The sequence below is a fragment of the Ancylobacter sonchi genome (assembly GCF_018390695.1).
In the GTDB taxonomy this organism is placed as follows: Bacteria; Pseudomonadota; Alphaproteobacteria; order Rhizobiales; family Xanthobacteraceae; genus Ancylobacter; species Ancylobacter sonchi.
Map to the genome: position 1 here is coordinate 280,136 of NZ_JAHBGF010000046.1, position 20,544 is coordinate 300,679.

At 70.0% G+C, this 20,544-nt stretch carries 18 protein-coding genes and 2 riboswitches; of the genes, 13 read left to right on the forward strand and 5 right to left on the reverse strand.

What is annotated here, in order from left to right:
• Positions 1–33: 33 nt before the first annotated feature.
• Positions 34–825 carry an O-fucosyltransferase family protein gene (locus KHC28_RS25485; protein ID WP_214011178.1) on the forward strand — a complete coding sequence of 264 codons (792 nt, stop codon included), beginning with the start codon at positions 34–36 and terminating at the stop codon, positions 823–825.
• 447 nt (positions 826–1,272) lie between these two features.
• Here the strand turns inward: KHC28_RS25485 and KHC28_RS25490 are convergent, their stop codons facing one another.
• The 4 genes from KHC28_RS25490 to nadA form a co-directional block, all read right to left on the reverse strand.
• Complete coding sequence (locus KHC28_RS25490) at positions 1,273–2,571, reverse strand: D-amino acid dehydrogenase (RefSeq protein ID WP_214011179.1); 1,299 nt, start codon at positions 2,569–2,571, stop codon at positions 1,273–1,275.
• A 75-nt stretch (positions 2,572–2,646) separates the two neighbouring features.
• Positions 2,647–2,771, reverse strand: a riboswitch (glycine riboswitch).
• A riboswitch (glycine riboswitch) is annotated at positions 2,772–2,874 on the reverse strand. It lies immediately after the preceding riboswitch.
• Positions 2,875–2,945: 71 nt separating this feature from the next.
• A complete protein-coding gene (gene nadC, locus KHC28_RS25495; protein WP_214011180.1) occupies positions 2,946–3,824 on the reverse strand; it encodes a carboxylating nicotinate-nucleotide diphosphorylase in 879 nt (292 codons plus the stop codon).
• Positions 3,825–3,874: 50 nt separating this feature from the next.
• Positions 3,875–5,407, reverse strand: coding sequence for an L-aspartate oxidase (locus KHC28_RS25500; protein ID WP_214011181.1), 1,533 nt, complete (start codon positions 5,405–5,407; stop codon positions 3,875–3,877).
• Between the two features lie 36 nt (positions 5,408–5,443).
• Entirely contained in the window at positions 5,444–6,511 is a 1,068-nt protein-coding gene (nadA, locus tag KHC28_RS25505) for a quinolinate synthase NadA (protein ID WP_214011182.1), read from the reverse strand.
• A gap of 283 nt (positions 6,512–6,794) precedes the next feature.
• On the opposite strand from nadA, the gene KHC28_RS25510 reads away from it, so the two are divergent.
• Together KHC28_RS25510 and KHC28_RS25515 are read left to right on the forward strand one after the other, a co-directional pair.
• Positions 6,795–8,075, forward strand: a complete 1,281-nt coding sequence (locus KHC28_RS25510) for a glycosyltransferase (RefSeq protein ID WP_214011183.1) — start codon at positions 6,795–6,797, stop codon at positions 8,073–8,075.
• A 13-nt stretch (positions 8,076–8,088) separates the two neighbouring features.
• Complete coding sequence (locus tag KHC28_RS25515) at positions 8,089–8,529, forward strand: GNAT family acetyltransferase (protein ID WP_214011184.1); 441 nt, start codon at positions 8,089–8,091, stop codon at positions 8,527–8,529.
• Between the two features lie 71 nt (positions 8,530–8,600).
• Here KHC28_RS25515 and KHC28_RS25520 read toward each other — a convergent pair whose 3' ends face one another.
• Positions 8,601–9,617 carry an NUDIX hydrolase gene (locus KHC28_RS25520; protein ID WP_214011185.1) on the reverse strand — a complete coding sequence of 339 codons (1,017 nt, stop codon included), beginning with the start codon at positions 9,615–9,617 and terminating at the stop codon, positions 8,601–8,603.
• A 103-nt stretch (positions 9,618–9,720) separates the two neighbouring features.
• On the opposite strand from KHC28_RS25520, the gene KHC28_RS25525 reads away from it, so the two are divergent.
• The 10 genes from KHC28_RS25525 (at position 9,721) to ade (ending at position 20,324) form a co-directional block, all read left to right on the forward strand.
• Positions 9,721–10,554, forward strand: a complete 834-nt coding sequence (locus tag KHC28_RS25525; RefSeq protein WP_214011186.1) for an aldo/keto reductase — start codon at positions 9,721–9,723, stop codon at positions 10,552–10,554.
• A 5-nt stretch (positions 10,555–10,559) separates the two neighbouring features.
• A complete protein-coding gene (locus tag KHC28_RS25530; protein ID WP_214011500.1) occupies positions 10,560–11,438 on the forward strand; it encodes an energy-coupling factor ABC transporter ATP-binding protein in 879 nt (292 codons plus the stop codon).
• Complete coding sequence (locus tag KHC28_RS25535; RefSeq protein WP_214011187.1) at positions 11,435–12,046, forward strand: energy-coupling factor transporter transmembrane component T family protein; 612 nt, start codon at positions 11,435–11,437, stop codon at positions 12,044–12,046. The genes KHC28_RS25530 and KHC28_RS25535 overlap by 4 nt, the downstream gene beginning before the upstream one ends.
• A 31-nt stretch (positions 12,047–12,077) precedes the next feature.
• The gene (locus KHC28_RS25540; RefSeq protein WP_214011188.1) at positions 12,078–12,641 is read left to right on the forward strand and encodes a biotin transporter BioY; all 564 of its coding nucleotides are present in this window, start codon (positions 12,078–12,080) and stop codon (positions 12,639–12,641) included.
• Positions 12,638–14,071: a class I adenylate-forming enzyme family protein gene (locus KHC28_RS25545; protein WP_214011189.1), complete on the forward strand. Its 1,434-nt coding sequence runs from the start codon at positions 12,638–12,640 to the stop codon at positions 14,069–14,071. Before KHC28_RS25540 ends, KHC28_RS25545 begins: the two co-directional genes overlap by 4 nt.
• Positions 14,072–14,180: 109 nt before the next feature.
• Positions 14,181–14,966 carry a DeoR/GlpR family DNA-binding transcription regulator gene (locus KHC28_RS25550; RefSeq protein ID WP_214011190.1) on the forward strand — a complete coding sequence of 262 codons (786 nt, stop codon included), beginning with the start codon at positions 14,181–14,183 and terminating at the stop codon, positions 14,964–14,966.
• Positions 14,967–15,134: 168 nt separating this feature from the next.
• Positions 15,135–16,019: a bestrophin family protein gene (locus tag KHC28_RS25555; protein WP_214011191.1), complete on the forward strand. Its 885-nt coding sequence runs from the start codon at positions 15,135–15,137 to the stop codon at positions 16,017–16,019.
• Between the two features lie 176 nt (positions 16,020–16,195).
• Positions 16,196–17,473, forward strand: coding sequence for an MFS transporter (locus KHC28_RS25560; protein ID WP_214011192.1), 1,278 nt, complete (start codon positions 16,196–16,198; stop codon positions 17,471–17,473).
• A 167-nt stretch (positions 17,474–17,640) separates the two neighbouring features.
• Positions 17,641–18,591 (forward strand): aldo/keto reductase, encoded by a 951-nt coding sequence (locus KHC28_RS25565; protein WP_214011193.1) that lies wholly within the window; start codon positions 17,641–17,643, stop codon positions 18,589–18,591.
• 20 nt (positions 18,592–18,611) lie between these two features.
• Positions 18,612–20,324, forward strand: coding sequence for an adenine deaminase (ade, locus tag KHC28_RS25570; RefSeq protein ID WP_214011194.1), 1,713 nt, complete (start codon positions 18,612–18,614; stop codon positions 20,322–20,324).
• Positions 20,325–20,544 lie beyond the last annotated feature (220 nt).

The window sequence follows — 20,544 nt, forward strand, 5'->3', positions numbered from 1 at the left end:
GTCGTCTTCACGTCTGGCGGACTGGGAAACCGGATGAGGACGCTGGTCGGTGCGCTGGCCCTCGCCAAGATGCAGGGGCGAGAATTCAGCTACCATTGGGCGATCGACCATCGGTTCGGCGCCGAGCTCTCCGATCTGTGGGAGTTCCCGTACCGGAGCCTCGACGACGACCTCGCCCGCGATATCCTCAAATCCGGCGTGGCGCTCCATAATGAGCAGCTCGCCGATCTTGAGGCGGTCGACGGCGAGGCCGCGCTGTTCATCAAGACCATTCACGAGATGCGCCATCCGGTGCTGCGGGAGAGCGGCCGCATGGAGCTCCGCCGCCTTGATCCGGTGGCGGAGGTGAGACGACGGGTGCTGGAGACCTGGGACAAGGGGCTGGGCGCCGCACCCTATGTCGCGGTAATGATCCGCGCCCACGCGGCATCCCATGCGACCACCCTGCGCACTTCGCCGCTCGAATGGTATGTCGAACGGATGCAGGAACTCGCTGACCGCTTTTCCGGCCTGCGCTTCTTCCTCAGCACTGATTCTCCCGAGGCTCAGGAGGCGATGCTGCGACGATTCGGGCGCGTCGTCGTGCAGGACGACAAGGGGGGCTATAATTCGAAGACAGGCCTTCAGGCCGCCGTCGCCGACCTCTATCTGCTCGCGGCGGGGTCCTTCGTGCTGCAGCCTTATTGGTCGAGCTTTCCCGCCATGTCGCGGGCACTGGCCGATCCTCGTGTGCGGTTCGTCGATGCCAATAGCGCCGCCGCCGAGCCGCCGTCGATCGACCTGCCGCTGCCGGCCGATCCGCTGCGTCCCTATGCCCGGGCGTGACGGACACACGGTGGCGTCGTGCCGCGATGACGCGTCGTCCCGATGACGCGTCGTCCTTAGGGAGCGTTCCCGTTATCCGCCGCGCCGCCTGCTGCGCCGCGAGGATGTGGGGGGCGGCGCCGGGACCTCCACCGGCAGGGCGGTAGCCCTCGTCTCGCAGTTCCCTAGGCGGCAATCGCGAACCGCGTCGAGCCGAGCTGGCTGCGACCGACCCTATGTCCCGCCCGGCCACGATCTTCTCCCGGCAGTCCTCATCCCGGCAGGCACATCCGGCCCGGCGTGTGTCAGCCCCACCCGCGCGAACGCGTTCGGCTTCCGGCCCGGCCGCCCTGTGCAAACCAAAGATGCCCGCAAACGAAAGATGCCCGGCGCGAACCGGGCATCTTGTCCTCGACAGGCGGCGGAGACGTGCGGCGGAAGGGGGTCGTTTCCGCCGCGCGGCGCCGTTCACTCCGCCGCGATGGCGTAGGGCGCGGAAACCGGGACTTCCACTGGCAGGGCGGCGGCGATCTTCTCGCCGACCATGTGGGCGGTGACGGCGGAGAGCGTCCAGCCGAGATGGCCGTGGCCGGTATTGTAGAACACGCCCGGCAGCTTGCCGGCGCCGACGCGCGGCATCATGCTCGGCAGCATCGGGCGCAGGCCGGCCCACGGCACGCAGCGGCTGGTGTTGACGTCCGGGAACAGCCGGCGCGTCCAGTCGATCAGCGGCTTCACCCGGTCGTTGCGGATGTCGCGGTTCTCGCCGTTGAACTCAGCGGTGCCGGCGACGCGGAAGCGGTCCTTGCCGAGGCGCGAGGTGACGATCTTGGTCTTGTCGTCGAGCAGGCTGACCCAGGGGGCGCCCTTCTGGCTCTGCTCGTCGTCGAGCATCACGGTGATCGAATAGCCCTTCACCGGGTAGATGTTCACCCGGTCGCCGAGCTTGGCGGCGAGGTCGCGCGAGCCGACGCCGGCGCACACCACGATGCCGTCGAAGGAGCGGGTCTCATGGGCGACGAGGCCGCTCTCGTCGGGGGCGGCGACCGAGAAGGCGATGTCGATGCCGGTGCCGTCGCGGCCCTTGCCGGTATGGGTCACGCTCTCCACCGTCGCCTCGTTGACGAAGGTGACGCCGAGGCGCTTGCAGGCATCGGCGAGGCCGCGGGTGAATTTGTGGATGTCGCCGGTGGAATCGGATTCGGTGAAGTAGCCGCCGTAATACTGGCCGTGCAGCGTTGGCTCGATCGCGCGCATCTCGTCCGGCGTCACGGCGCGGCGGGCGAGGCCGCCCTCGGCATACATCTGGCTGACGCGGCCGGCGCCCTCGAAGCTCTGCTTGTCGCGGTAGATGTGCAGGATGCCGCGCTTTTCGAGGTTGAACTCGATCTTCTCGCGCTCGGCGATCTCGAACATGTAGTTGCGCGAGGCGATGGCGAGCCGAGTGGTCTCCACCGTGTTGGCGCGGTAGTTCGGGATGTTGGCGAGGAACTCGGCCATCCAGCTGTATTTGTGCCAGGACGGCTTGGGGTTCATCAGCAGCGGCGCGTCCGGGGTGAGCATCCACTTGATGCCCTTCAGCACGGTCGCAAAGGAGTTCCATACCTCGGCATTGGAGGCCGAGAGCTGGCCGCCATTGGCGTAGGAGGTCTCCATCGCCGGATAGCGCTGGCGATCGATGACGGTGACGTCGTAGCCCTTGTTGATCAGGGCATAGGCAGTGGTGATGCCGGTAATGCCGGCGCCGATGACGGCGAAGCTGCGCATGGGGCTCTCCCGCGCTTGAGGACCACGAGGCCGCAACGCGTGTGCCGCATGGCACCCTGACGTCCCGGCCGGCTGTCCCCAATCTGTCGCGGTACCTGAGAGCTCGCCCCGGGATGGACGGACAGACCGTCGCCTTCCCGGGCTTCCCCTTCGGTGGACGACCAGCGCTAGAAGGGCGCCGTCGCCTCTCTCCAGATTGTCCTGACCATGCGGTCCTTTTGCCTGAGAGTTTCCTGGGGGGTTGCTCCGTCGGCGCCGGCACGCATCCATTTGGGAGGGGTCGATCTCTCCCGCATGGTCATTAGCAGACGGTTATATGCATCGCACAAAAGCATGCCCGTTTCAAGGGCAGAAACGCGGCGATCACCCGGAATTCAAGGGATCAGCGAGCTCGGCACCGCCTCGATGGCGTCGAGTCCGAGGTCGAGCACCGGCGCCGAATGGGTGATCCAGCCGACCGAGATCAGGTCCACCCCGCTCGCCGCCACCGGGCCGATCGTGTCGCGGTTGATCCGCCCCGACGCCTCGGTGATCGCCCGGCCGCCGACGATCCGCACCGCCTCGGCCAGCGTCGCCGGCTCCATATTGTCGAGCAGCACCGCGTCGACCTCGGCCGCCATCGCCTCGTCGAGCTGGGCGAGGGTGTCGACCTCCACCTCGATCTTCACCATGTGCCCGGCATGCGCCTTGGCGCGGGCGATGGCGGTCGAGACGCTACCGGCCACCGCGATGTGGTTGTCCTTGATCAGCACGGCGTCGTCGAGGCCGAAGCGGTGGTTGGAGCCGCCGCCGGCCTTCACCGCGTGCTTCTCCAGCGCCCGGAGGCCCGGCGTGGTCTTGCGCGTGCACACCACCTGCGCCTTGCCGTGCGCACGGGCCACCGCGACCAGCGAGGCGGTGGCGGTGGCGATGCCGGAGAGGTGGCTGGCGAAATTGAGCGCCACCCGCTCGCCGGTGAGGATGGCGCGCGCGGCGCCCTCCACCTTCAGCACCACGTCGCCCGGTTCCACCGCCGTGCCGTCGCCGGCGACGATCTCGACCTTCAGCGTCGGGTCGATCAGTTCGAAGGCCAGCGCCGCCACGTCGATGCCGGCGACCACGCCGGGCTGGCGGCTGCCGATCACCGCCGAGAAGCGCAGCCCCGCCGGGATCACCGCATCGGTGGTGACGTCGCCGGCGCGGCCGAGGTCCTCGAGGAAGGCGGCGCGGACCAGCGGCTCGATCATCAGGCGCGGCAGCGGGGAAAGCGGCATGGCGTGTACTCGGTGCGGAGGCGAGAAGGGATAGGTCAGAAGGCGGGCCGTCAGGCGACCTGCCGCTCGGCGGGCGCGCCGAGACCGGCGACGGCCAGCGCCGCCTCCAGTGTGGTGCGGCTGGGCCGGGCATGGGCGGCCGGCAGCGGATGGTCGGCGCGGAAATGCCCGCCGCGGCTCTCGGTGCGGGCGAGCGCCAGGGTGGCGATCATCAGCGCCACCCGCGCCGCGTCGTCGTCGCCGGCCCCGGCGAGCGTGGCGACGGCGTCAGAGAGCCCGGCCCGCTCGCGCACCACTCCGACCTGCCGGTCCATCAGCTGCCGCAGCGCCGGCGAGGGCGGGGGGGCGATGGCCGGGATCGCCGGCGGGGCGCCCGGCGTCGAGATGGCGCGTGCCTCCCCGGCGATGTCGGCGGCGATCCACGAGGCATAGGCGAGGGCCTCCAGCAGAGAGTTGCTGGCCAGCCGGTTGGCGCCGTGCAGCCCGGTGGCGGCGACCTCGCCGCAGGCCCACAGGCCGGGAAGGGCGGTGCGCCCGATGGCGTCCACCTCGACGCCGCCCATGTGGTAATGCGCCGCCGGCCGCACCGGAATCGGGTCGCGCAGCGGATCGAGGCCGTTGGCGCGGCACAGCGCCACCACGCCGGGGAAGCGGCGTTCGACATCCTTCAGCCGCGCGTCGAGCACAACCCGCCGCCCGGCCGCCAGCTCGGCGAAGATGGCGCGGGCCACCACGTCGCGCGGGGCCAGCTCGGCGCCGGGTATGTCGGTCATGAAGCGCTCGCCGCGATCATTGATGAGCCGGGCGCCTTCGCCGCGCAGCGCCTCGGTGGCGAGCGGCATCGGATCCGCGCCGCAGGCAATGGCGGTCGGATGGAACTGCACGAACTCCATGTCGCGCATCACCGCGCCCGCGCGGGCCGCGAGCGCGAGGCCCGATCCCGTCGCGCCGAGCGGATTGGTGGTCGAAGCGTAGAGCGCGCCGAGCCCGCCGGTCGCCAGCACCACCGCACGGGCGGCGAGGTCGAAGGCCTGTCCTTCGGCGTCGCGCAGGGCGACGCCGGCGATGCGCCCCTGCGCGTCCTTGATGAGCGCGGTGGCGCGGGCGCCCTCCATTAGCGTGATCGACGGGCAGGCGCGCACGGCAGTGATCAGCGTTTGCAGCACCACCCGCCCGGTGCCGTCGCCCTCGGCATGGACGATGCGCCGGCGGGAATGCGCCGCTTCCAGCCCCAGCGCCAGCGCGCCGCCGGCGTCGCGGTCGAACGGGGTGGCGAGCGAGACCAGCCAGTCGATCGCGGCCGGCGCCGCCCCGGCCACCCGCCGCGCGACGTCCGGCTCGGAGAGCCCGGCGCCGGCGGTCAGCGTGTCGATGGCGTGCAGGTCCGGCCGGTCGTCGGCGCCGAGCGCGGCAGCGATGCCGCCCTGCGCCCAGAAGGTCGCCGCGGAGTGGAGGCTGTCCTTTGCGCCGAGCGGGCCGGCCACCGCCAGCGTCACCTTCAGGCCGGTGGCGGCGAGCCGCAGGGCGGTGGAAAGCCCGGCGATGCCGCCGCCGATGACGACGGCGCGATCGGTCTGCGTCATGGAGGTCGTCCCGATGAAGATCGTCCCGAGGGGCGGCTAGCGGATGGCGATCATGCGTTCGACGGCGGCGCGGGCGCGCTCCGCCAGCGCCGGGTCGATCTCGACGGCGCCCTGCATGGTCTCGAGCGCCCGGCGGATGTTCGGCAGGGTGATGCGGCGCATATGCGGGCACAAATTGCACGGCCGCACGAATTCGATGTCCGGGTGGCCCACCGCAACATTGTCGGCCATCGAGCATTCGGTGATCAGCACCACGCGGCGCGGCTTCTCGCGGTCGACATAGTTCGCCATGTCGGCGGTGGAGCCGGCATAGTCGGCCTCCGCGACCACCTCGGGCGGGCATTCGGGATGCGCCAGCACCACCACGCCGGGATGGTTCTCGCGCAGGTCGCGAATGTCCTGCGGGGTGAAGCGTTCATGCACCTCGCAATGACCCTTCCAGGCGATCAGCTCGATCTCCGGCACCTGCTTCTGCACGTTGCGGGCGAGATACTCGTCCGGCAGCATGAGAATGCGGTTCACGCCCCATTCCTTGGCCACATGGCGCACCACCTTCACGGCGTTGCCGGAGGTGCAGCAATAGTCGCTCTCGGCCTTCACCTCGGCCGAGGTGTTGACATAGGTGACCACCGGCACGCCGGGATAATGCTGGCGCAGCAGCCGGATATCGGCGGCGGTGATGCTGTCGGCCAGCGAGCAGCCGGCGCCCATGTCCGGCATCAGCACGGTCTTGGACGGGTTTAAGAGCTTCGCCGTCTCGGCCATGAAATGCACGCCGGCCATGACGATGACGTCGGCCTCCACCGTCACCGCCTCGCGCGCCAGCGCCAGCGAATCCCCGACGATGTCGGCCACCGTGTTGAAGATCTCCGGCGCCTGGTAGTTGTGGCCGAGGATCACCGCGTTGCGCTCGCGCTTCAGCCGCTCGATCGCCTCGACCTCGCGGGCATAGAGCGGCCATTCCGCCGGGGTGATGTGGCGGGAGACCCGCGCATAGAGATGCGGCAGCGGCAGGCTTGCACCGGCGTCCGCGCCGTCGCGGCGCAGCAGAGCGGAAGTGGCGGTGGCGGCGTCCTCATGGGCGGCGATGGCGGCGTCGAGCATCGCGACCTCCCTTATGCTCGAATTGAGTATAATTAGGGTCAAGAAGAACCGGGCCAAAGGCCCGGCGTCCATTCCTAAGCTGGCTTATGCTAGGACTGAGTATAAGTCGCTGTCAACAGTTCGTCACGCATCGCCTCATGCAACTTCCCTATCGTCGCGGCGTTTCGTCCCGGCCGGGCCGGCACGGGCAGCCGGGACGGGGCAAAACGTTGGCGCGGGCTTGACTTGACCGGGGCGCTGCGGGCTCTAGGAACAGGGACGGGAAGCGACCGGGGGATCTCGCATGCCAGGCTTCACGCCGCCTTTTCCTTCGCAGAGCGACTGGATGTCGGCGCCGCCGGCCGGTGGACGGGTGGCGGTCGTCACTCGCACCCGCAACCGCAACCTGCTGCTCGGGAGGGCGCTGGCCAGCGTGCTCGGCCAGAGCCATGCCGACTGGCACCTCTACGTCGTCAATGATGGCGGCGACGTCGAGGCGGTCGAGGCGACGGTGGCGCCGCATCGCGAGGCCTTCGCCGGGCGGCTGACCGTCATCCACAACCCGGTCAGCCTCGGCATGGAGGCGGCCTCGAACCGGGCGCTGGCGCTGGCGCAGGCGGAAACCCACGACGCCGCCGCCTGCGACTTCGTGGTGGTGCATGACGACGACGACGCCTGGCACCCGGATTTCCTGAAGGAGACCGTCGGTTTCCTGCGGAGCGAGGAGAACCGCCGCTACGCCGCCGTGCTGACCCGCATGATCTGCGTCTATGAGCGGCTGGAGCCGGACCGGGTGGTCGAGCTGCGCCGCGAGCAATGGAACGACTGGCAGCCCACCCTGGACGGCGCCCAGCTGCTGTCGCGCAACCTCTTCTCGCCCATCGCCTTCCTTATCCGCATGTCGGTGGTGCGGCAGATCGGCTTCTACAACGACACGCTGCCGGTGATCGGCGACTGGGACTACAATCTGCGGGTCTTCGCCGTCGGCGACATCGGCACCATCGACCAGCCGCTGGCCTATTACCACCTGCGGCCCGATGCCACCGGCTCCTACGGCAATTCGGTCGAGGCCGGCCGGTCGCTGCACGCACGCTACAACGTGCTCTACCGCAACGCGCTGCTGCGGGCGCAGCTCAATGCCGATCCCGACGCGGCCGGCCCGATCATGACGCTGCTGCGCGTCCTCGGCGACAATCGCGACCTCATGCTGAACCGGCTCGACGCCATCGCGGCGGCGGCGGCGGCAGCGTCGCCAGCAACGCTGGACCGCCTGCAGCTGCTCGCCGACGGCCAGGCGGCGCTGGCCGGCACCGTCGCCGCCGGGGGCCCGGCGATGGCGGCGCTGCACGAACTCGCGCAGGCGCAGGCCGCGACTGCCGCCCGCCTCGACGCCCTGGTTTCGCTGGTGGAGCGGCTGGCGGACGGGCAGGATAGGCTGGTGCAGGCGCAACAGCGGCAGGAGCAGGCGCACGGGCAGGCGCAGGCCGGTCTGGCGCAGCGCCTCGACGAGGTGCAGGGGCGGCTGGGCAAGATGGGGTTCCGCGCGTGGTGGAAGCGGCGCTGGCGCCGGCTGGGCGGCCGGTGAGCGGGAGGGGCGCATGACCGCAACCGTCAGCCTCGCCGTCGCGCCGGCGCGGCCGGAGGACGAGACCGAGGTGGTGGCGCTGTGGCGCGCCTGCGGGCTCACCGTGCCCTATAACGACCCGGCGACGGATTTCCGCTTCGCCCGCGCCGGCGCCGCCTCCGACGTGCTGGTGGCGCGGGCCGCCGACGGCGCGCTCGTCGGCAGCGTCATGGTCGGCCATGACGGCCATCGCGGCTGGCTCTACTACGTTGCCGCCGCGCCCTCCCGGCAGGGCGAGGGCATCGGCCGGCGCATGGTGGAGGCCGGCGAGCGCTGGCTCGCCGCGCGGGGCGTGGTCAAGGTGCAGCTTCTGGTGCGCGAGACCAACACGCAGGTGGTCACCTTCTACGAGCATCTCGGCTTCGAGGTGGCGCCGCGCACCGTCCTGTCGAAATGGATCGACGGGCGGGAATAGGGCGGCCCGGCGATTCCCGCGTCCCGACCCTCTCCGTCAGGGAGAGAGGAGCGCCTGCCCGGCTGGGGGAGCTAGCGCCGGCCGCCGCTCGGCAGGCGCACGCCGGGGGCCGGGCGCTCCAGCAGCACCTCGCGGCGGAAGCGCACCAGGCGGGCCGGCCTGCCGCCGGTCTCGGCGGTGGCCTCGCCGGTCTCCTCGACGAGACGCTGCTGCTCGATCAGCCGGCGGAAATTGCCCTTGTGCAGCCGCACCCCGGACAGCGCCTCCACCGTGCGCTGCAGTTGCAGCAGGGTGAAGCTCGGCGGCATCAGCTCGAACACCACCGGGCGGTATTTGATCTTGCCGCGCAGCCGGGCGATGGCGAGCGCCAGCATGCGCCGATGGTCGGCCGTCATCTCGATGCCGGCGGCGGGCGGGGCGACGGGCGGCGGGCCGCGATCCGGGTCGCGTTCGCGCAGCGCCTCCGGTACCAGCCCGGCCTCGTAGAGCAGCTCGTAGCGCTCCAGCACCCGCTCCTCGTTCCAGCCCGCCCCCTGCGGGCCGCCGAAGCACAGGGTGATGCGGTCGGCGCGGATGTCGGCGAGCCGCTGCTCGGCCGCCGCCGCCCAGGCGCGGAGGCCGTGCAGCAGCGTGTCGAGCACCGCCGGTCGCCCGTCGCGCCAGTCCTCCCAGGGGAAATAGCGGTACCAGCTCTGCCAGCGGGCATCGGCGTCGCCGGCCGGGCGGGCCTCGCGTACCAAGGCGAGATAGGCGAGCGACAACGAGCGCCGGCCGTCCTCGCCGCGCGCCCGGTCGCCGAAGGTGTAGAGCTGCTCGACATAGCCGAGATGTTGCAGCGTTTGCCGCTCGACCCAGGAGCGCAGGCCGATCTCCAGCGTGCGGTGGCCGCGCTCCAGCGGGCCGGAGGGCAGCGCCTCGCGCGCATCCGGCTGTCGTCCCTCTCCCTCGCGCTCCCCGCCATGGCGGATGGCGAGCACCTTGGGGTCGTCGCCGGTCACCGCGAGAATCACCGCGCTCAGCTCGATGCCGAGCTCGTTGTCCTGCTCGGCGGCGGGCGGTGGGGCGAGGGTCTGGGACGAACTGGCCATGGGGCTCCGTGCGGGGAGGATCAGGGCTTCATGAATAGCACGCTTGCGCCCCGGCGGCGGCGATGGCATGCCGGTCGGGACGCAAAAGGTGAGGAAACTCGTGATGAAGACGGTTCAGCTTCCCGACGGCGAGAAGGTTCCCGCGCTCGGCATCGGCACCTGGATGATGGGCGAGCGCGCGAACGCCCGGAAGGAGGAGGCCGAATCGGTCCGCCTCGGCGTCGAACTCGGCCTGAAGCTGGTGGATACCGCCGAAATGTATGGCGAGGGCGCCTGCGAGAGCTTCCTCGGCGAGGCGCTGGCCGGGCTGCGCGACAAGGTGTTCCTCGTCTCCAAGGTCTATCCGCACAATGCCAGCCGCGCTGGCGTCATCGCCGCCTGCGAGCGCAGCCTCAAGCGGCTGAAGACCGACCGGCTGGACCTCTATCTGCTGCACTGGCGCGGCGGCGTGCCGCTGGCCGAGACGATCATCGGCTTCGAGCACCTGAAGAGCCAGGGCAAGATCCGCCACTGGGGCGTGTCGAACTTCGACACCGACGACATGAACGAGCTCTACGAGACCCCCGGCGGCGAGGGCTGCGTCACCAATCAGGTGCTCTACAACCTCACCCGCCGCGGGCCGGAATGGGACCTCATCCCCTGGCTGCAGCAGCACGAGATGCCGCTGATGGCCTACAGCCCGATCGAGCAGGGGCGGATCAAGACCGGCGGCGCGCTGGCGGAAATCGCGGCCAAGCACGGCGCGAAGCCGTTCCAGGTGGCGCTGGCCTGGGCGCTGCGCCACCCCGGCAACATCGTCATCCCCAAGGCCTCGCATCCTGAGCATATGCGCGAGAATGCCGGCGCCCGCGACATCACGCTCGACGCCGAGGATATCGCGAAGCTCGACGCCGCCTTCCCGCCGCCGAGCCGCAAGCGCTCGCTGGAAATGCTGTGACCGCGATGGGCCGCCTGCCGTCCGGCGAACTGGCATCCCCGGATCTGGTCCGGGGGGCCGCGTCTCTGGTCGAGGGCGGCGCGGACGAGCTTGTCCGGTCCGGTTCGGACGGCGTGACGAGGCCGGGGCCGGGCCCCGCCATCCGTTTCGACGCCGTCACTCTGGCCCGCGGCGGCCGGCGGGTGCTGGACGGCGTCACGCTCACGCTGGCCGAGCGGCGCATCGGGCTGATCGGCGCCAACGGCTCCGGCAAGAGCTCGCTGGCCCGCCTGCTCAACGGCCTGCTGCTGCCCGACGAGGGGCGGGTTGAGGTGCACGGCCTCGACACGCGCGAGCACACCGCCGAGCTGCCGCGCAAGGTCGGCTTCATCTTCCAGAACCCCGACCACCAGATCATCTTCCCGACGGTGGCCGAGGAGATCGGCTTCAGCCTCGAACAGGCCGGCCTGCCGCGCCGGCAGGCGCGCGAGGAGGCGAAGGCGGTGCTGGCCCGCTACCGGCGCGAGCACTGGGCGGAGCGGCCGGTGCATGCGCTTTCCGAGGGCGAGAAGCAGCTCCTGTGCATCATCGCCGTGCTGGTGATGCGGCCGGCGGTGTTGATCCTCGACGAGCCGTTCTCCAGCCTCGACCTGACCACGCGCCGCCGGCTGGAGGCGATGATCGCCGGCCTGCCGCAGCAGGTGATCCTCGTCGCGCACGAGCTCGACGCCTTCGCCGGCTACGACCGGCTGGTCTGGCTGCACGAGGGGCGGGTTCGCATGGACGGCCCGCCGGATGCGGTGGTGCCCGCCTATCGCGCCTTCGCCGAAGCGGCCGCCGCCGACGCCGTGCGCTCCGACGCGGCGACCCATTCGGAGGCGGCGTTGGCCGGCGCCGCGCAGTGATCTCGCTCTATCTCGCCGAGCGCAGCTGGGCGCATGCCGTGCCCGCCGGATGGAAGCTGATCGCGCTGGCGCTCATCAGCCTGCTGGTCACGCCGTTCGACAGCGTGCCGCTGATGGCCGGCCTGCTCGCGGCGGTGCTCGTCCTCTATGTCAGCCTCGGCCGGGCGGCGCTGCGGCAGGTGGCGCTGTTGCGCCCGATGCTGCCGCTGCTCGTCATCCTCCTCGGCCTGCACTGGTGGACCGGCAGCCTCGAGGCCGGCATCGCCATGGTGCTGCGGCTTCTGGCGATGGTGTTGCTCGCCAATGCCGTGACCATGACCACCCGCATGGACGACATGATGGATGCGGTCGAGCCGATCCTGCGTCCACTCGCCATTTTCGGCCTGTCGCCCCGCGCGCTGGCGCTCATGGTGGCGATGATGCTGCGCTTCGTGCCGCTGCTGTTCGCGCTGTGGGAGGCGCTGAACGAGAGCTGGCGCGCCCGCACCGGCAAGCGTGGCGGCTGGCGCCTGCTCGCGCCGTTCTGTATTCAGACCCTGAGACTGTCGCATCACACCGCCGAGGCGCTCACCGCCCGCGGCGGCGCGCCGAGAGGCAAGCGCCGATGAACAACCCGCCGATGAATGGAGGAAGAAGCCGATGAAGGATCGCGCGCTCGTGCAGATCGCTCTCTATGCCGCGATCTTCGCGGTGCTGGGCCTGATGCCTAAATTCGACCTGCCGATCGCCGGCGGCGTGCCGATCACCGCCCAGAGCATGGGCGCGATGCTGGCCGGCGTGATGCTGGGGGCGAAGCGCGGCGCGCTCGCCATGCTGCTGGTGCTGTTCGTCGTGGCGCTGGGCGCGCCGATCCTCGCCGGCGGGCGCGGCGGCCTCGGGGTGTTCTTCACCCCCTCGGCCGGCTTCATCTTCGGCTGGGTGGCGGCCGCTTTCGTCGCTGGCTGGCTGATGAGCCTGCTGCGCCGGCAGGCGGTGTTCGCCTCGGCGCTGATCGCCTCGGTGGTCGGCGGCATCGTCGTGCTCTATGCCTTCGGCATCGCCGGCATGGCGCTGAAGACCAATCTGTCGCTGATCGACGCCGCCAAGGCCTGCCTGATCTTCATCCCCGGCGACACCCTTAAGGCGGTGCTCACCGCGCTGGTCGCCCAGACCGTGGCGCGCGGCATGCCGGAGGCGCTGCTCTCGCGGGCCCCCACCCGTTGAACCGCACCATCGGCGACCGGCTGGCGGAACTGGCGCGACAGGCGCCGGAGCGGCCGGCGCTGATCTGCGGCGACGAGGAGCTCAGCCGCGCCGCCTTCGTCGCGACGGTGGCGCGCCGCGCCGCCGATCTCGCCCGGCGCAGTCCGCCGGGGGCAGGCATCGCGCTGGCCATCGGCAACAGCCCGGCGCTGGTCGCCGGCTTCTTCGCCTGCGTGGTGAGCGGCCGGCAGGCGCTGGTCTACGATCCCGCCTGGCCGGCCGGCTACCGCGCCGCCGTCGACGCCGCGCTCGACCCGGCGCTGACGCTGGCCGACGAGGCGGAGCCGGCGCCCGGTGCCGTCGAGCCGCCGCCGGCCCCGCACCCTGAAGACGCCTTCTATGTCGGCTTCACCTCCGGCTCGACCGGCCTGCCCAAGGGCTACCGGCGCGGGCACCGCTCATGGATAGACAGTTTCGCGGTCAGCGAGACGGCGTTCGGCCTCACCGGCGACGACGTGATCCTGGCGCCGGGCGCGCTGTCCGCCTCACTGCACCTCTATGGCGTGGTGCATGCGCTGCACATCGGCGCCACGGCGGTGATGCTGCGCCTGTTCCACCCGCAGCGGGCGCTGGAGCTGATCGCCCGCCACCGCGTCACCGCGCTTTACGCGACGCCGACGCAGCTGCAGATGCTGGCGCGCGCCGCCGCCGAGGAGGGCGTCGACCTGCCCAGCGTGCGGCTGATCCTGATCAGCGGCGCCAAATGGCGCCCGCACACCCGCGCGGCGGTGGCGGCGGCGTTTCCCCATGCCGGCATCGCCGAATTCTACGGCGCCTCGGAGATGAGCTTCGTCACCCTGGTCCGGCCGGGCGAAGAGGTGCCGGAGGGTTCGGTCGGCACCGCCGCGCCGGGCGTCGCCCTCGCCATCCGCGATGCGCAGGGCCGCGACCTGCCGCCCGGCGCCACCGGCACCATCTGGGTGGCGAGCACCATGCTGTTCGACGACTATGCCTGCGGTGGCGGCGAGGAGACCCGCCGCGCCGGCGGCTTCCTCACCATCGGCGATCACGGCCGGCTCGATGAGGCCGGGTGCCTCACGCTGGCCGGGCGCGAGAAGCGCATGCTGGTCACCTCTGGCCTCAACGTCTACCCGGAGGAGATCGAGGCGGTGCTCGTGAGCGCGCCGGGCATCCTCGAGGCGGCGGTGTTCGGCCTGCCCGATCCGCTGCGCGGCGTCGAACTGGTGGCGGTGCTGCGCGGGCCGGGGGCGGGCGATCCTGCCCGGCTCCGGGCGCATTGCCGGGCGCTGCTGCCGGCCGCCAAGCTGCCGCGCCGCTTTCTCGCGCTCGACGACTGGCCGCGCCTGTCGAGCGGCAAGGCCGACCTGCTGGCGTTGGAGGCGCGCCTCGCCGCGCTGGCCGATCCGGAGCGGATGTTGCAGCGCAGCTAAGGGTTTGTTTGCGATCCGCCTGCCCGATGGTGCAGGATTGCCGCGAATCCTCGCCAGGCGCTTCCGCCGCGCCGGCGGCGAGCGGGACGACGACGCGGGGCTAAAGAAAATGAACGCCATCTCCTCCCGCCAGCAGGACATATTGATGCTCGCCCGCGCCCAGGGCCGGGTCAGCGTCGAGGATCTGTCGGGCCGCTTCGACGTGTCGCCGCAGACCATCCGCAAGGACCTCAACGATTTGTGCATACGCCGGCTGATGTCGCGCGTGCATGGCGGCGCGGTGGTGGCCTCGGGGGTGGAGAACCTTGCCTATGAGGCGCGCCGGGTGATGGCGCAGGGCGCCAAGCGCGCCATCGCCGAGGCGGCGGCCAGCATCGTGCCGAACCGCGCCTCGCTGTTCATCAACATCGGCACCACCACCGAGGAGGTGGCCCGCGCGCTCGGCAGTCACGAGGATTTGCTGGTGATCACCAACAACCTCAACGTCGCCACCGAGCTCTACCGCCACCCGACCATCGAGCTGATCATGGCGGGCGGCCCGGTGCGCCATGCCGACGGCGCGGTGATCGGCTCCTCGGCGGTGGATTTCGTCCGCCAGTTCCGCGTCGACTACGCGGTGATCGGCGCTTCCGCCATCGAGGAGGACGGCACGCTCCTCGATTTCGACTATCGCGAGGTGCAGGTTGCCCGCGCCATCATCGACAATGCCCGGCAGGTGATCCTGGTCGCCGACCGTTCCAAGCTGGAGCGCTCGGCGCCGGTGCGCATCGGCGCGATGAGCGAGATCGACACCTTCGTCACCGACGCCGTCTCCTCGCCGCTGCTGCGCGAGGTCTGCGCCCGCGATCAGGTCGAGCTGATCGAGGTCGGCGGCGCCGAGGAAGAGGTATTCTGATCCTGACGCCCTCGGGGCGCTGCCCGTGAAGATGGCGAATTCAGGGAAGGTGTCGCGATCCGGATAGGCGGATGCCCTCTCAAATCGGCTGATTTCATCGGCTCCGGGATGGCGCTAGGTTCCGGCCGACCGCGACACTTGGCGTCGCGCCGCAGGTCTGACACTGGCATGATCGTCCGCGACCGCCCCAGCCTTCTGGAGCTTTTCCTCACCTGGCGTGGCACGGTGCTTCAGCGCATCTGGCCGCAGCTCGCCTTTGTCACCTTGCTGTCGGCCGCCATCGTAGAGGGGCACGCGCTGTTTCCCGGCACGGTGCCGGCGCTCGACGGCATGCCGTTCGCACTGATCGGCATCGCCTTCTCGGTGTTCCTCGGCTTCCGCAACAGCGCCTGCTACGACCGCTGGTGGGAGGCGCGCCGGCAATGGGGCGCGATCCTCATCGCCACGCGCGATCTCGTCCGGCGCACCCTCATCCTGGAGGGGAGGGGCGAGGTCGGCAGCGCGATGCGTCGGGCCCTGCTGCGCCGGCTGATCGTCTTCACCGGGGCGCTGGCGGCACATCTGCGTGGTCCCGCCCCCGCCGCCGACGCGGCGTGTCGTTTTCCACTCGACGCGCAGCTCCGCGAGGCCGGCGCCGGCCTCGCCGAGGCCCGCCTTGCGGGACTTCTGTCCGATGTCGAGTTCTCGCTGCTCGATTCAGGCCTTAGCGAGATCAACCACGCGGCTACCGCGTGCGAGCGTCTGCGCAACACGCCAGTGCCGTTTGGCTACACGCTGCTCCTGCACCGCACCGCCTATCTGTTCTGCCTCCTGCTGCCGTTCTCGTTTGCCGATGTGCTCGGCTGGGGCACGCCGCTGGTCACGGGTCTCGTCGCCTACACCTTTTTCGGCCTCGACGCGTTGAGCGACGAGATGGAGGAGCCGTTCGGCACCCGCCCCAACGCGGTGCCGATCGCTGCCATCGCCTGCACCATCGAGCTCAACCTGCGCGAGGCGCTCGGCGAGACCGACCTGCCGCCCCTGCCGCAGCCGGTGGACACGATCCTGCTCTGAGGCCGGCCTTCGCCGGATCCCGCACCCGTCCCGGTCATTGGTCCAAAGGCGGTTGTGCCCGCACTGGCTTTCTGCCGGCGGCTAAATTATCACAGCGGGATCGCCGGGCATGACGTCGCAACTTGCTGACCTTGCGTAATATTCGCGTGCCGACGGCCGGTTCCGAGGGGAGCGATATGAGCAATACGCGCGGCGAGACGATCAAGAATATTCTGCGCGTCACCAGCGGCAATTTCCTGGAGATGTTCGACTTCTTCCTGTTCGGCATCTACGCGACGCATATCGCTCATACCTTCTTCCCCAACGAGAACGAATTCGTCTCGCTGATGGCGACTTTCCTCTCATTCGCCGCCGGCTTCGTCATGCGGCCCATCGGCGCTTTGGTGCTCGGGCCCTATATCGACCGCATGGGCCGGCGGCAGGGGCTGCTGCTCACGCTTTCCATCATGGCGTCCGGCACCGTGCTCATCGCCTTCGTGCCGGGCTATGCCAGCATCGGCCTCCTCGCGCCGCTGCTGGTGCTGGCCGGGCGGCTGCTTCAGGGCTTCTCCGCCGGCGTCGAGCTCGGCGGCGTGTCGGTCTACCTGTCGGAGATGGCGACGCCGGGCAATAAGGGCTTCTATGTCAGCTGGCAGTCGGGCAGCCAGCAGGTTGCCGTCATCGTCGCGGCGCTGCTCGGCTTCGCGATCAACAAGCTCCTGTCGCCGGCCGACGTCGCCGGCTGGGGCTGGCGCATCCCGTTCTTCATCGGCTGCCTGATCGTGCCGTTCATCTTCGTCATCCGCCGCTCGCTGCCGGAGACGAAGGCGTTCGCCGCCCGCACCCACCGCCCGACCACGGCGGAGATCTTCCGCACGCTCGCCGCCGCCTGGCCGGTGGTGCTGGGCGGCGTCGGCATGGTGGTGATGACCACGGTCTCCTTCTACCTGATCACCGTCTACACCCCGTCCTTCGGCAAGACGGTGCTGAAGCTGTCGGAGACCGACGCGCTTTTGGTCACCATCGCCGTCGGCGCGTCGAACTTCATCTGGCTGCCGGTGTTCGGCGCGCTGTCGGACCGCATCGGCCGCAAGCCGATCCTGGTCGGATTCACCGTACTGGCGGTGCTCACCGCCTATCCGGCGCTGGCCTGGCTGGTGTCGGGCATCACCTTCGAGCGCATGCTGGGCGTCGAATTGTGGCTGTCCTTCATCTATGCCGGCTATAACGGCGCCATGGTGGTGGCGCTCACCGAGGTGGTGCCGTCGAGCGTGCGCACCTCCGGCTTCTCGCTCGCCTACAGCCTCGCCACCACGCTGGGCGGCTCCTCGCTCGCCATCTCGACATGGCTGATCGAGGTGACGCAGGACAAGGCGGCACCCGGCTACTGGATGGCGTTCGCCGGCCTGGTCGGCCTCGTCTCGACGCTGGCGCTGTACCGGCGCGGGCGCACCGCGCTGGCGCAGCCGGCCTGAGTCCCCCCTCCCGCCGGCCACCCGAAAGAACAATCGGCGGGTGGTTCGCCCTTCGGCGCGTCCCGGCTAAACTCCGGCAACATTTCGCCCGAATCCTCGCCGTCGAATCGTCACCGACGCATCTTCATCGCATGGCCGCCATTGCCGTGCCTGCAGGAGAACGCCCCATGGAACTTCGCCGTCTCGGTCGCTCCGACATCCTCGTTCCGCCGCTGTGCTTCGGTGGCAATGTGTTCGGCTGGACCGCCGACGAGGCGACGAGCTTCCGCCTGCTCGACGAGCTCGTCGCCGCCGGTTTCAACTTCATCGATACCGCCGACGTCTATTCCCGCTGGGCGCCCGGCCATGTCGGCGGCGAGTCCGAGATCATCATCGGCAAATGGCTGAAGGCGCGCGGCAACCGCGACAAGATCGTGCTCGCCACCAAGGTCGGCTCCGACATGGGGCGCGGCAAGGTCTGCCTGAAGGCCGAGTACATCACTGAAGCGGTGGAAGCCTCGCTGCAGCGGCTGCAGACCGACCATATCGATCTCTATCAGTCGCATTGGGACGATGCCGAGACCCCCTTCGAGGAGGTGCTCCACGCCTATGACGCGCTGGTCAAGGCCGGCAAGGTCCGGCTCATCGGCGCCTCGAACCTCACCGGCCAGCGCCTGTTCGATGCGCTCGCCGTCAGCACCCGCGAGCACCTGCCGCGCTACGAGACCATCCAGCCGGAATATAATCTGTGCGAGCGCGCCGCCTATGAGGGCGACATCGAGCCGGTGGCCCGCGCCAACGGTCTCGGCGTCATCACCTATTTCTCGCTCGCGGCGGGCTTCCTCACCGGCAAGTACCGCTCGGCCGAGGATGCCGGCAAGAGCGTGCGCGGCGGCGAGAACGTCCGCAAATACCTCAATCCGCGCGGCCTCGGCATTCTCGCCGCCCTCGACGAGGTCGCTGCCGCGCATGGCGCCAACCCGACCCGGGTGGCGCTCGCCTGGGTGATGGCGCGGCCCTCGGTCACCTCGGCCATCGCCAGCGCCTCGAAGCCCGAGCAACTCGGCGACCTCCTCGCCGCCGCCGAGCTGAAGTTGACGGCGGGCGACATCGAACGGCTGAATGCGGCCAGCGCCTGAACCCTGACGGAGACGCGACCATGACCCGTGCCGACCGCGAGGCCCTCGCCCGTTTCATCGACCAGGGCCGCGGGGTGGCACGGGCGGATCTCGTCATCCAGAACGTCCGGTTGCTCGACGTCATCACCGGCGCGATCACCGAGACCGACATCGCCATCAGCGGCGACCGCATCGTCGGCACCTACGGCAATTACGAGGGCGTCGCCGAGATCGACGGGCGCGGCCTCTTTGCCGTGCCGGGCTTCATCGACACCCACCTGCACGTCGAATCCTCGCTGGTCACTCCGCTGGAATTCGACCGCTGCGTGCTGCCGCACGGCGTGACCACGGCGATCTGCGACCCGCACGAGATCGCCAACGTGCTGGGCGCCGAGGGCATCCGCTATTTCCAGCAATGCGCCCGCCACACCATCATGGACCTGCGGGTGCAGCTGTCCTCCTGCGTGCCGGCCACCGCCTTCGAGACCGCCGGCGCCGAGCTCTCCGCCGCCGACCTCATAGCGCTGCGCGGCGATCCGTCCGGCATCGGCCTCGCCGAGTTCATGAATTTCCCCGGCGTGCTGTTCAAGGACGAGGGCTGCCTCGACAAGCTCGCCGCCTTCTCTGGCGGCCACATCGACGGCCACGCGCCGCTGCTCTCCGGCCGTGACCTCAACGGCTACATCTCGGCCGGCATCCGTACCGAGCACGAGGCGACCTCGCTGGAGGAGGGCCGCGAGAAGCTGATGAAGGGCATGAACGTCCTCATCCGCGAGGGCTCGGTGTCGAAGGACCTGCACGCGCTGATCCCGCTGATCGACGCCGACACCTCCGCCTATCTCGCCTTCTGCACCGACGACCGCAACCCGCTCGACATCGCCGAGGAAGGCCATCTCGACTACATGATCCGCACCGCCATCGCGCATGGCGCGCCGCTGCATCATGTCTACCGGGTCGCCAGCCTGTCGGCCGCCAATGCCTTCGGGCTCACCGATCGCGGCCTGATCGCGCCGGGCCGGCGCGCCGACATCGTGCTGGTGGACGACCTCGCGCAATGCTCGGTGCGGCAGGTGATCTCCGCCGGCCGGCCGGTGACGCGCGAGCTGTTCGCCACGCGCGGGTTCGTCGCCCCGGTAGGCCTCGATTCGGTCAAGGCCGGGCGGACGCAGGCTGATACCTTCCGCGTGCTCGCCAACCGCACCGCCACCCGCGTCATCGGCGTGGTGCCCGGCCGCATCATCACCGAGGACCTGACCATGGAGCTGCCCATCGAGGGCGGCGCCAAGCAGGTCGATCTCGATCAGGACGCGGTGAAGGTCGCCGTCGTCGAGCGCCACGGCCGCTCCGGCAATGTCGGGCGCGGCTTCGTGCACGGCTTCGGCATGAAGCGCGGCGCCATCGCCTCCTCGGTCGGCCATGACAGCCATAATATCTGCGTCGTCGGCGTCGACGATGCCGACATGGCGGTGGCGGTGAACCGCCTCATCGAGCTGCGTGGCGGCTTCGCGGTCGCCGAGGGCGGCGTTGTCACCGCCGAACTCGCCTTGCCGGTGGCAGGCCTGATGTCCGACCGTTCCTTCGAGGATGTGCGCGCCGCGCTGGTCGGGCTGCGCGCGGCGGCCAAGGCGCTCGGCGTCGTGCTGCCCGAGCCGTTCCTTCAGGTGGCGTTCCTGCCGCTCTTGGTGATCCCGCATCTCAAGATCAGCGACCGCGGCGTGTTCGACGTCGGCCGCTTCGCGCTGATCGAGGGGTAGGGGCGGGCACGGCTCCTCGATCGGGGTGGCATGGCACTGAACCAGCGGGCGTCGACCACAATGCGGCTCCTTCCTCCTCTCTCCGCACCGAATTCGGCATCCGGCGAGGCGATATCGGATGAAATTCGATATCGGCGGAGAGGGCTGGGGTGAGGGGCCTTTTTTCGCTTCCCGATGTCGTCCCCCTCACCGATCCGCTGCGCGGGCCACCTCTCCCCAC